14 protein-coding genes are annotated in these 12,742 nt (G+C 31.6%); all 14 read right to left on the bottom strand.

Annotation, left to right across the window (positions count from 1 at the left end):
* Window positions 1-6: 6 nt before the first annotated feature.
* The gene (gene pxpA / locus NST64_RS05885) at window positions 7-759 is read right to left on the bottom strand and encodes a 5-oxoprolinase subunit PxpA (RefSeq protein WP_049336609.1); all 753 of its coding nucleotides are present in this window, start codon (window positions 757-759) and stop codon (window positions 7-9) included.
* Window positions 759-2,120, bottom strand: coding sequence for an acetyl-CoA carboxylase biotin carboxylase subunit (locus NST64_RS05880; RefSeq protein ID WP_049418445.1), 1,362 nt, complete (start codon window positions 2,118-2,120; stop codon window positions 759-761). The genes pxpA and NST64_RS05880 overlap by 1 nt, the downstream gene beginning before the upstream one ends.
* A gap of 13 nt (window positions 2,121-2,133) precedes the next feature.
* The gene (locus NST64_RS05875; RefSeq protein WP_049336042.1) at window positions 2,134-2,574 is read right to left on the bottom strand and encodes an acetyl-CoA carboxylase biotin carboxyl carrier protein; all 441 of its coding nucleotides are present in this window, start codon (window positions 2,572-2,574) and stop codon (window positions 2,134-2,136) included.
* A gap of 2 nt (window positions 2,575-2,576) precedes the next feature.
* Window positions 2,577-3,581 (bottom strand): 5-oxoprolinase subunit C family protein, encoded by a 1,005-nt coding sequence (locus NST64_RS05870; RefSeq protein WP_049418447.1) that lies wholly within the window; start codon window positions 3,579-3,581, stop codon window positions 2,577-2,579.
* Entirely contained in the window at window positions 3,571-4,299 is a 729-nt protein-coding gene (pxpB, locus tag NST64_RS05865) for a 5-oxoprolinase subunit PxpB (protein ID WP_017176186.1), read from the bottom strand. The genes NST64_RS05870 and pxpB overlap by 11 nt, the downstream gene beginning before the upstream one ends.
* Window positions 4,300-4,635: 336 nt before the next feature.
* Window positions 4,636-5,112, bottom strand: a complete 477-nt coding sequence (gene greA, locus NST64_RS05860) for a transcription elongation factor GreA (RefSeq protein ID WP_002448959.1) — start codon at window positions 5,110-5,112, stop codon at window positions 4,636-4,638.
* A gap of 56 nt (window positions 5,113-5,168) precedes the next feature.
* Window positions 5,169-5,792: a uridine kinase gene (udk, locus tag NST64_RS05855; protein WP_002448951.1), complete on the bottom strand. Its 624-nt coding sequence runs from the start codon at window positions 5,790-5,792 to the stop codon at window positions 5,169-5,171.
* The gene (locus NST64_RS05850; RefSeq protein WP_049418449.1) at window positions 5,792-7,060 is read right to left on the bottom strand and encodes a peptidase U32 family protein; all 1,269 of its coding nucleotides are present in this window, start codon (window positions 7,058-7,060) and stop codon (window positions 5,792-5,794) included. The genes udk and NST64_RS05850 overlap by 1 nt, the downstream gene beginning before the upstream one ends.
* A gap of 13 nt (window positions 7,061-7,073) precedes the next feature.
* Window positions 7,074-7,997 (bottom strand): peptidase U32 family protein, encoded by a 924-nt coding sequence (locus NST64_RS05845; RefSeq protein ID WP_037555620.1) that lies wholly within the window; start codon window positions 7,995-7,997, stop codon window positions 7,074-7,076.
* Window positions 7,998-7,999: 2 nt separating this feature from the next.
* Window positions 8,000-8,635: an O-methyltransferase gene (locus NST64_RS05840; RefSeq protein ID WP_002448992.1), complete on the bottom strand. Its 636-nt coding sequence runs from the start codon at window positions 8,633-8,635 to the stop codon at window positions 8,000-8,002.
* 259 nt (window positions 8,636-8,894) lie between these two features.
* Window positions 8,895-9,203, bottom strand: a complete 309-nt coding sequence (locus NST64_RS05835; RefSeq protein ID WP_002448965.1) for a DUF1292 domain-containing protein — start codon at window positions 9,201-9,203, stop codon at window positions 8,895-8,897.
* 14 nt (window positions 9,204-9,217) lie between these two features.
* Window positions 9,218-9,646, bottom strand: coding sequence for a Holliday junction resolvase RuvX (gene ruvX, locus NST64_RS05830; protein ID WP_002455257.1), 429 nt, complete (start codon window positions 9,644-9,646; stop codon window positions 9,218-9,220).
* Window positions 9,647-9,907 (bottom strand): IreB family regulatory phosphoprotein, encoded by a 261-nt coding sequence (locus NST64_RS05825; RefSeq protein WP_002448947.1) that lies wholly within the window; start codon window positions 9,905-9,907, stop codon window positions 9,647-9,649.
* A 64-nt stretch (window positions 9,908-9,971) separates the two neighbouring features.
* Complete coding sequence (gene alaS / locus NST64_RS05820; RefSeq protein WP_002455256.1) at window positions 9,972-12,602, bottom strand: alanine--tRNA ligase; 2,631 nt, start codon at window positions 12,600-12,602, stop codon at window positions 9,972-9,974.
* Window positions 12,603-12,742: the final 140 nt, after the last annotated feature.

Here is a 12,742-nt window from a genome sequence, read left to right as displayed (position 1 = left end):
ACCCCCTTATAAGGATTGAATATCAATGCCTTCTTTCGTTAATTTTTTTCTTATTTGTTCAACAAATTCTAGTGCATGTTTACCATCACCGTGAACACATATTGTATCTGTTTCCAAATCAATTTCTTTCCCATTGCGACTTATCACTTTGTTTTCAGTTACCATTTTCAAAACTTGTTTTAGTGCTTCATCAGTATCAGTAATGACTGCGTCTGGTTCTTTACGACTAACTAATTGTCCATTATCTTCGTAACGTCTATCAGCAAACACTTCAGAAGCTGTTTTCAATCCAATTGCTTTAGCTTCAGATATTAATAATGAATTAGATAAACCTACAAGCACTATAGCAGAATCAAAATCGTATACTGCTTTTGCAATTGCTTTTGCAATTTCTTTATTTTTAGCGCCCATATTATACAGCGCACCGTGTGGTTTAACATGATTTATTCGTGTTTGATGTACTTTACAAAATCCTTCTAAAGCACCTAACTGATAAACTATTAAGTTATATACTTCGGTTGGACTAATATCCATCTTTCGACGACCAAACCCTTTTAAATCTGGAAGTCCGGGATGAGCGCCAATACTTACATGATTTTTTTTAGCTAATTTTACTGTTTGATTCATTACATTTTCATCACCCGCATGAAAACCACAGGCTATATTAGCAGATGTAATTAAAGGAATGATATCTTTATCACCTCCAAATGAATAATTACCAAATGCTTCACCTAGATCACAGTTTAAATCAACTTTCATCATAATTTCACTCCTTTAACTATGTGATGTTTTTCAAGGAATTTAATATCAACTTCTTCTGCATTTCCTTTTGCGTATGGTGGGTAACTTAATACTGCATATAGAAAATCAGCCGTAGTAGTGAAACCATCAATTACCATTTCATCAAGTGCCACTTTTAATTTATTAATCGCAGAAGTTCTATTAGAGTCTTTTACGATAACTTTTGCAACTAGTGAATCATAGTAAGGAGATACTTGATAACCAGCATATAATAACGAATCTACTCTAATATTAAAGCCTTGAGGTAAGTGTAGACGTTTAACTTTACCTGGAGTAGGTTGGAATTTCTTTTCTGGATTTTCAGCGTTGATACGTGCCTCTATTACATGACCATTGAATACAATATCTTCTTGACTAAACGGTAATTTATTATGTAATAACAAATATAATTGTGCTTGTAATAAATCTCTATCTGCACGCATCTCAGTAACAGTATGTTCTACTTGTATTCTTGCGTTCATTTCAATAAAGTAATGTGCATCTTCAGTAACTAAAAATTCAATAGTACCAGCACTACGATAATTAGAGGCTTTTGCAACTTTGACAGCATCATTACATATTTTTTCACGTCGTTCTTCAGATAATGCTGCACATGGTGCTTCTTCTATTAATTTTTGATTTTTTCTTTGGACTGAACAATCTCGTTCACCTAAATGAACATAATTTTCTTTTCCGTCACCTATCACTTGAACCTCTATGTGTTTTGCAACAGGAATAAATGCTTCTACATACACTCGATCATCATTAAAATATTTTTGACCTTCACTTTTAGCTTCTTTTAATGATTTCTCAAGTTGATTTTCTTCCTTAACAATTCGAATACCTTTACCGCCGCCACCACTTGCGGCTTTTAATACTAAAGGATATCCTATGTCTTTTGCTAATTCTTTAATTTCTTCTACAGAGTTTACCGCATCTGTTGAGCCTGGAATAACTGGTACTCCTGCTGAATGAACAGTTTGACGAGCAGTTATTTTATCACCCATCATTTCCATTGTTTTTTTGTTAGGGCCAATAAAATGAATATCGTTTTCTTCAACTTTTTGGGCAAATGTTGTACTCTCCGATAGAAATCCGTATCCAGGATGAATAGCATTAGAACCTGTGATTTCAGCTGCACCAATAATACGTTCTATATTTAAATAACTATCTAAAGGATTTGCTTCTCCAATGCAAACTGCTTGATCAGCTAAACTTACATGAAGACTTTTTTCATCACCTTTAGCGTATACTGCGACAGTTTCTATTCCCATTTCTCGACACGCTCGAATGATACGTACCGCAATTTCTCCTCTATTTGCTACTAAACAACGATACATATTTCTGCCCCCTTTATTTTACTTTAACTAGAACTTGATCGTATTCAACGTTTGTACCATGTTCAACCACAATGTCAGTGATCTCACCATCTATATCACTAGTCACTTCATTCATTACTTTCATTGCTTCAACATATCCGATAACATCACCAGATTTAATGTTGTCACCTACTTGAATTATAGGATCCGTTAATTCCTTGCTATCTTGTAAGAAGAATGTTCCTACCATAGGAGAAGTAATTGTTTTTGCTGAATCATTTGAAGGGTTATTTTCTGAAATACTTTTGTCTTGAGAATTCCCTTCAGATTGTATTACTGGAGTACTATTATTTTGATTGTTACTTTGTTCAGTAAAATCTAATTCGATTTCGTTTTTATTATCTTTATATTTAAATTTTTTTACATCATTTGATTTTACAAGTTTAATGACTTCTTCTATTTTTTTTATATCCATAACTATCTCTCCTCTGTAATGATTTTAGTCAATTTCTTTGCTGTCGGTCTCATTTCACCCATATTAAAGGTTGGTGACGTGTTAATTTCAGCATTTAAATGATTAAAGTGATTTAGATATTGTTCTTGAACCTTTGTAGCCTCTTCAATCGTTAACCACTTAAATCGAATTAAATTTCCCGGCTTAAATTGAGCAATTTTATTTAAATCTAGTTGAGTGACTGTAGCGATTTTCGTATAGCCACCTATAGTTTGTTTATCATTTAATAAGATAATAGGATTACCATCATTTGGGACTTGAATACTTCCTAAAGCAACAGGTTCTGAAATAATATCTGCCCCAGTTTTAGGAGGGATATGCTCACCATTAAGACGATACCCCATTCTATCAGATTTTTCAGAAACTTTATATTCCATATTAACGAGCTTATTTATACTTTCCTTTGAAAATGCTTCAATTTGTGGACCGGTAATAATATGTATTATATTATCTTCGGGAATAGCATTATAAACTGTTGTTTTACCCAAATTTTGTTTGAAAGATGGATTTTCTTTTAAGTATATCAAATCTCCTTTTGATAATGGTCTCCCTTTGTAACCACCAATTTTACTTCTAGTATGTGTCGAATAACTTTCTGCTATTGGTTGAATATCTAAAGGATGGCCAAAGAAAATATAACCACGAGCGCCTGCAGTCACTGCTCCAACTTTCAAAATATCGCCTTTGCATGCATAAATTACAGTATTAATATCAACTGTCTCTTCATTTAATTTTGCGTTTACATGTGCTCCTGTCAAAATAAATGTATTATCTTTATTAAATTGAAGTGTTGGACCGATAATAGTATATTCAAGGCTAGGTCCATTATTACCAATTAAAGTCTTACCAATTAAATAACTATATAAATCCATAGCACCAGCACTTGAAAAACCTAGGTGTTGAAAACCAAATCTTCCTTCATCTTGAACAGTTGTAAACATACCAGGTTGAATAATACTAATCGACATGATTTAACACCCACTTTTCTTTATTAAATCGATTTTCTGCTATTTCACTTTGGATGTCGTTAAATGTATTTTCATCAATAGAATAAAACTTAATATAATCCCCCGCTTGATATAAAGACATTTCATCGTCGTTGATATCAAATACTTTTAATGGTGTTCTTCCAATAATTTGCCAACCACCTGGTGAATCAGAAGGATATAAACCAGTTTGATTATTTGCTATTCCTACTGAACCTGCGTCAATTTTGACTCTAGGTTCATCTCGACGTGGAGTATGTAAACGAGAATCCAATCCACCTAAAAATGGAAAACCAGGCATAAAACCTAACATGTAAACGAGATATTCATTTTGAGTATGGATTTGAATGACTTCATCAGTAGTTAGTTTGTTATGTTTAGCTACATATGGTAAATCAGGTCCGACTTCTGAATTATATAATACTGGAATATGTATGATCGTTTTATCTGAAATATCTTTAGCATGTTCACCATTTAACTGTTTTAAATCTAATATATCTATTAATTGCTTAAAATTAAGCTTTATATTATCAAAATTTATCATAATTGCTCTATATGACGGTATCACATCTTTGATACCATCTATTCTTTTAGCGTGTATATGTTTAGTAACGGATTCAACATCTCTGTAATTACTTTCAGATATTTCTTCTTTAAAATAAAGCGCAATTGATTGTTCATTAATAATCTTTATTTCCAAAGATGATGGTCCTCCTTCGATTATAAATAACGTATTTCATTTTATATATTAGTAATATAAAATATCCACGTATTCATAGTAGTTTAATATGTCTTTCAAATAGACAATAATAAAAGAAGGTAAGTAATGCATTAATGTAATCGCTTACTCCCTTTCAGTACAAGATAACTATATAATTTGTCTACATTGTTATTTAAGCATATATTTATATTTTTGTCATGTGAAAGTTCTAAAAATTAAATGAATGTACTTGCTTATATCTAATTTATAGTTAAATAATTATAAATATTTAACTATAAAAAAATCCAAAAATCAAAATGATTTTTGGATTTTTTGTTACTTAATATCAACGATTTTAACTTTCATTTCTCCACCATTTGGAAGTGGAACACGAACTTCATCATTTAAATTTTTACCAATAAGTGCTTTTGCCATTGGAGATTCATTTGAAATTTTTCCTTTAAACGCATCTGCTTCTGCAGATCCAACAATTTGATAGCTTTCTTCTTCATCACCAGGTAATTCGACAAACGTAACAGTTTTACCAATTTGAATAACATTATTATCACCGTTGTCTTCAATAATCAAAGCATATCTAAGCATGTGTTCAATACGTTGAATATCTTGCTCAATAAAACCTTGTTCATCTTTAGCAGCATCGTATTCTGAGTTCTCAGATAAGTCACCAAAAGATCTAGCAACTTTGATTTTTTCTACTACTTCAGGACGTTTAACTGTTTTAAGTTCTTCTAATTCTTGTTCTAACTTTTCATAACCTTCCTGTGTCATTGGATATTGTTTTTGATTTTCCATAAGTTCATCTTCCTTTTCAACAAGTTAATTTAATTTTGAAAAATACATATTATTCGTTAATGCTTCCCAACAAGCGTTTGTATTTTTGTTGTCATTATATCAATTGCCACCTTATTACTTCCACCTTCTGGAATAATAATATCAGCATATTTTTTTGTTGGTTCTATAAATTGATTATGCATAGGTCTGACAACATTTAAATATTGGTTAATAACTGATTCCATTGAGCGTCCTCGCTCTTTTGTGTCACGTACAAGTCTTCTTAAAATACGTAAATCTGCATCAGTATCAACGTATATTTTAACATCCATCATATCACGTAATGTTTTATTTTCCAAAGCAAATATACCCTCTACGATAATAACATCTTTAGGTTCAAATGCAATTGTTTCATCACTTCTAGTATGATTTTTATAATCATATGTTGGAACTTCAACCGATTGACCGTTACGCAAATCTTTTAAATTACTAATAAGTAAATCATTATCAAATGCAAAAGGGTGGTCATAATTAGTTTCAAGTCGTTCTTCAAATGTTAAGTGTGATTGATCTTTATAATAATAATCTTGAGCAAGTAAAGCAACACTATGGCCTTCTAAGTTTTTCATTATTTCATTTGTGACAGTTGTTTTTCCTGATCCTGAACCGCCAGCGATTCCGATGATTGTTGTCTGTGTCATTAGCCGATTTCCTTTCTCATCATATTATTAGGGTAAATAGGATGATTCACTTTAATTTGAACAATTTGAAGAGGATGACGTGCTGCATCAAGGTGATTTCCTTCTTCATCATAAATGACATCAATAACCTGTTTAAATGATTCAATTTCAGGTCCAAAAAATTCAATCTCTTGACCAGGTTTAAAGTGATTTCTTTGTTGTATTGTAGCAATATGAGTTGCTTCGTCATAATCTAAAACTAATCCACAAAAATCATATGGTGACTTTTTACTTTGTTGAACACCAAACATTTGCTCTTCATATCCAGGCGTTCCTTCAAAGAAAGCAGGTGCTGTATCTCGATTAGCACATTTGTCTAATTCAATTAACCACTCTGGTTTAATTTTAAAATTATCCGGATCTTCTGCATATGCATCAATAACCTTACGATAAACTGATACTACTGTAGCAATATAATGAATAGATTTCATTCGCCCTTCAATTTTTAAAGAATCTATACCAATATCCATCATTTGAGGAATGGATTCAATTAATTTTAAATCTTTTGGGCTCATAGCAAAAGGCACAACTTCGCCATCTTGATAAAATAAATCTAATTCTCCCTCTTCATCAACAGCTAGTAAATCATAATCCCAACGACAACTTTGACAACAACCGCCTCTGTTAGAGTCTCGTGCTGTCATGTGATTACTTAAAGTACATCTACCTGAATAAGCAATGCACATCGCACCGTGAATAAAGGCTTCTATTTCGATATCAACATTGTCTTTCATTTCTTTCATTTCCATAGCGCCTGTTTCACGAGCTAATACTACTCGATCAAGTCCTTCTTCTTTCCAGTATTCCACAGCTTTGTAATTAGAAAGAGATTGTTGTGTTGAGAGATGAATTTCTAATTTAGGAGCTACTTTCTTACATGTTTCAATAATAAGTGGATCTGCTACAATAATTCCTGTTGCACCTGTAGCTTCTAATTGACGTAAATAATCTTCTAAACCGTCTATATTTTCATCATGAGCGATTATATTAGTCGTAACATAAATTTTTGCACCATAACGGTTTGCAAATTCAACGCCTTCTTTAATTTCTTCCATAGTAAAGTTATCAGCGTTAGAACGTAACCCGTATTCTTGTCCACCTAAAAATACAGCATCAGCACCATAGTGAACCGCAATCTTTAACTTCTCTAGGTTTCCAGCAGGCGCTAATAATTCAGGTTTTTTTATTTTTCTTTTAGCATTTACTTCAATTTCATTTAACGTCTTCATACTGGCGCCTCCCTTAATATACTGTTTGTTTATATAAGAACCCTTCATCAAATGGACGATGTTCAGGTTGAATTTCTTCTATTGGATCAATTAACATAAATTTTTCATCTTCATAAGCTTCTGGATCTTCATGATATAAGTCAATGGCTTCTCTATATTGTGCTGTAACAGTATTAATGTATGATTCACTATGTAAGATACCATCAATTTTAAATGAATCAATATTTGCTTCAAAGAATGGCTCTAATTCTTCAATTAAACAGATATCATTAGGAGACATAATATGAGTACCATTGTAATCTTCAAACACAGGATATTTATTTTCTCTTTCTTCATCGTATAATAATAAATCTTGCTCATTCTCACTACGTTGGATTTTCATTTGTCTATCTTGAAAAGTGTAATAATTACCCAATAACATACGTTTAGATTGGAACATACAAGTCATACCGTGAACCTGAACTTCAATTTCAACCTTTGCATGTTTTTTAATATTTAAAATTTCATCTAGGTTTAATTCACGTGCTAATACAGCTCTTTTAGCGCCTTTTTCACCCCAGTAATTACATTGGAAATAATTCGTAACAATTGTTTCTGCATCCCAATTTAATGGTATCGGATTATTTTGTTTTTTAACATACATCACGACAGCAGGATCACCAAAAATAATTCTATCTACTCTTATTTCATGTAAAAATTCAATATAGTTTTCTAAGGCATTTAAATGATAATTATGAAAAATACCATTAACTGCCACATATACTTTTTTATCATGTTCGTGTGCTAAATTAACTGCTTTTCGAACATCTTCACGATTAAATTCTCCGGGTAATCGCAATCCAAATTTTTGCTCTCCAATCACAAATGCATCAGCACCGAGTTCTATCAATGTTTTCATATGATTTAAAGATTTTGGAGTGACAAGTAATTCAGTCATATTCATTCTCCTTTAATAGATATGGCTAAACCATCATCCATATTTAAAAAATTTGTTTTATAGTTCTTTTGTTTCATAAGCCAAGTATTATATTTTTGTACCTTTTTTACCATTTGCTTAACATTTCTTGATCGTACGATATCTATATCAGATACAAATCCATGATACAAAACGTTATCAGTAATAACTAAGCCACCATTTTTCAATAACGGTGTATAATATTCAAAAAATTTTTGAGATTGCGCTTTAGCTGCATCGATAAATATCATATCATATAAATGATTGCTCACTTTATCGTACTGTGATAGCGCATCGCCCTCTATAAGACGAATTTGATTTTCGTATTCAAATTTTTTAAAATTAAATTTTGCTTGTTTTATCATATTCTCATTACGTTCAATAGTAGTAATAGAAATATCTGGTGAAACAGAAGCAAATTGCATCGAACTATATCCAATAGCAGTTCCAATTTCCAAAATATTTTTCGAATGATGAATTCTAATTAATTGTTTTATCATGTCTAAAGTTAATTTATCCACTATAGGAACAGCGTGTTCTTCTGCATAAAATCTTAGTTCTTCAATATTATTATTTAACTGTTCATGAAGATTTAATAAATAGGATTGATTTGATTCCACTTCTATAACTTCCCTTTTAATATCAATAGGCATAAAAATAAATCAGTCAACTAATATTACATTATTTAAAATAAAATAATAAACCTACTTTATGTTTTAATGTATAAATATAGTAACTGACTGTATATTTAAAAATTTATGCTACAGTAATTTAACTTTAAATATTTTATCATAATTCTAAATTAAATTTAAGCCTGAAATATTAAAAACCTCTAACCAAAGTGAATTGATTAGAGATTTATTATTAACAAAAGACTGTTTATTCTTCCATATTTGTATTTACAACTTCTTCAATCATATCCCATTCTTCATCTGTTTCAATAGGAACAAGTTTACCACCATCACCAGATTCATCTGGTTCATTAATCATTGGAATGAGCTCAATCATGTCATCATCATCAGATTGAGCACCTTCTTCAGCTAAAATAACATACTCTTTTTTAAATTCTGGATGATAAAATTCAAGCATTTTTCGATATAAAACTTCATTTCCATTTTCATCGAATAACGTTAATAATTCTTCTTCATTACTAATATTTAATTCTGTATTATGATTATGTTCAGTCATAATGAAATTCTCCTTTATTGAATTGAATCTAAATAGCCTTGCAGTATAAAAACTGCTGCCATTTTATCAATTACTTTTTTTCTTTTTTGTCTTGAGACATCAGCTTCTAATAATGAGCGCTCAGCAGCCATGGTACTTAAACGTTCATCCCACATAATAATTTCAATATTTGGTAAAGCCTCTTGAAGCAATTCTTTGTATTTAAGGGAAGCTTCTCCACGAAAACCAATAGAATTATTCATGTTTTTCGGTAATCCTATGACTACTGAACCAACATTATTGTCTTTTATGATTGAAACCAATCTATCAATACCAAATTCTTCATTTTCTTCATTTATTCTTAGAGTGTCTAGTCCTTGAGCAGTCCAGCCCATCAAATCACTAATTGCGATACCTACAGTTCTACTACCTACATCTAATCCTAAAATTTTATGACGTAACATTTATTTATTATTCTCTTTTAAGTAGTTTGAAACGAGTTCTTCCATAATTACATCTCTATCAATGTGTCGTATTTGATTACGTGCATCATTTTGACGAGGAATGTATGCAGGATCTCCTGAAAGTAAATAGCCGACAATTTGATTTACAGCATTGTAGCCTCGTTCTTCTAGAGTCTGATGTACATTTTTTAAAACTGTTTGGACATTTTCTTTTGGAATTTCATCATAATCGAATTTCATAGTTTTATCAATATTTTCCATAGATGCGACACTCCTCTGACATGTATTAACTTACATATTAATATTACACCAGTTGATTAAAAAGTTATAGGTTTTTAATATAATCTTTAATAAAGCGTAATGATTCTGAGATGTTTTCAGGTTGTGTGCCGCCACCTTGTGCCATATCTGGACGACCGCCACCTTTTCCTCCTACAATTGGAGCCATGTTTTTAATGATATCACCGGCTTTAACCTGACTTGTAAGCTCTTTAGGTACAGCGGCAATTAACGAAACTTTTTCACCAACATGACCTGCTAAAATAATAATTGTATCTTGTTTTTTTGATTTAAAATCATCCATTGTTTGACGGATTTCTTTTGGATTAGATACTTCTACCTCTGTAGCTAATACTTTAAATCCATTAATCATTTCTACTTGATCCTCTATATTACCCATTTTAAGTGAAGTAATTTCCTTATTACGTTGCTCTAATTGCTTATTCAATTGTTTTTCATTTTCTTGAATTTGAACAACTTTATCATAAACTTGTTTATCTGATTTTACTTTAAGTTGTTCTTTGACAGAATTAAATTTATTTTGAATATCTTCAAAATATAAAAATGCGGCTTTACCGGTAAGTGCCTCAATACGTCTAACACCTGCACCTGTACCTGATTCGCTTACAATTTTAAACAACCCTATTTCAGCCGTATTATCTACATGAATACCACCACATAATTCAATTGAAAATGGAGCCATATTGACTACTCTTACAATATCACCGTATTTTTCACCAAACAGAGCCATAGCACCCATTTCTTTAGCTTCTTGAATAGGCATTTCTTGAATATGAACTGAAATTCCTCTCCAAATTTCTTCATTTACTCTTCTTTCAACTTGATCAATCTCTTCTTTTGTCATTGGACCAAAGTGAGAAAAGTCAAATCTTAATCGTTCACTTTCAACGAGTGAACCCGCCTGATTAACATGTTCACCTAAAATCTCTTTTAATGCAGCATGTAGTAAGTGAGTGGCACTATGATTTTTTTGTATATCTTTACGTTCTTCTTTATTTACAGTTGCATCTACATGACTATTTACACTTACTTGTCCAAATTGAACTATACCTTGGTGTAAATTTTGTCCGTTTGGTGCCTTTGTAACTTCTTGAACGGCTATTTCGAACTGATCATTTCCTACAGTTCCTTTATCTGCAACTTGTCCACCACTTACTGCATAAAATGGTGTTTCTTTTAAGATAAAGTAAACTGTTTCTCCAGCTTCAGCAGATGTAACAGTTTTACCGTTATAAATTAAATCTGTTAAAATTGTTTGATAATCTGTTGTTTCATAACCAACAAATTGGCTTTTAGTATTAATATTTTTTAAAACATCGCTTTGAACTTGCATAGATTGTGAACTTTGTCTAGCTTCTCTCGCTCTAGTACGTTGCTGTTCCATTTCAGCTTCAAATGTTGCCATGTCGACTGTAATACCTTCTTGACTTGCTAGTTCTTCAGTTAACTCAATTGGGAATCCATACGTATCATATAATTTAAACGCATCAGAACCATTAATCTGATGTGTAGATTCTTTTGCTTGCGTAATGAGTTGATTTAATATAGATACGCCTTCTTGAAGTGTTTCATGGAAACGTTCTTCTTCAGATTTAATAACACGTTTAATAAAATCTGATTTTTCTTTTACATTTGGATAATATGGCTCCATAATGTCAGCAACGATATCAACCAATTTATACATAAATGGCTCATTAATGCCAAGCGTTTGACTAAAACGTACGGCACGACGTAAGAGACGACGTAAAACATAACCACGCCCTTCATTTGCAGGTAAAGCGCCGTCAGAGATTGCGAATGAGATTGTTCTGATATGGTCGGCGATGACTTTAAATGCTACATCTTGTTCGTTATTTTCAAGATATTTTTTTCCTGATATATGCTCTACTTCTTCAATAATTGGCATAAATAAATCTGTTTCATAATTGGTACGAACATTTTGGGAAATAGACGTCATGCGTTCTAATCCCATGCCGGTATCAATATTTTTGTTTGGAAGTGGTGTATAAGTATGATCCTTATTATGGTTATATTCACTAAACACTAAGTTCCATACTTCTAAATATCTCTCATTTTCACCGCCAGGATACATTTCTTCTGCTGGATCATTTTGACCATATGCTTCACCACGATCATAGAAAATTTCGGTGTTAGGTCCTGATGGTCCTTCTCCAATATCCCAGAAATTCCCCTCAATTCTAATAATACGACTTTCTTCTAAGCCAATATTTTCATGCCATAAACGATAGGCTTCAACATCTTCTGGATGAATTGTTACATATAGCTTTTCTGGTTCCATTCCCATCCATTTGTCACTAGTTAAAAATTCCCAAGCAAATTCAATTGCTTCTTTTTTAAAATAGTCACCAATTGAGAAGTTTCCAAGCATTTCAAAGAAAGTATGATGACGCGCAGTAAAACCTACGTTTTCAATATCATTTGTTCTAATTGCTTTTTGAGAATTAACTATTCTAGGCTTTTTAGGTGTTTCTCGTCCATCAAAGTATTTTTTTAAAGTTGCAACACCAGAGTTTATCCAAAGTAACGAATCATCGTCAATAGGCACAAGTGGTGCAGATGGTTCTACCATATGACCTTTTTCAACAAAGAAATCAATATATTTTTGACGTATATCACTTGCTTTAAGTTTTTTCATTTTTTCACTCCTAATATAATTAATACATTTATAAATAAAAAACGTTCATCCAACAAAGGGACGAACGTTTTCGCGGTACCACCCTACTTACAAGAAATAAATACTTTTGAAATATATTTAATTTCTCATCACTTAATTAT

It is taken from the genome of Staphylococcus sp. FSL W8-1268, assembly GCF_038003965.1.
GTDB lineage: Bacteria > Bacillota > Bacilli > Staphylococcales > Staphylococcaceae > Staphylococcus > Staphylococcus hominis.
This window is presented reverse-complemented; position numbering and strand designations above follow the sequence as displayed.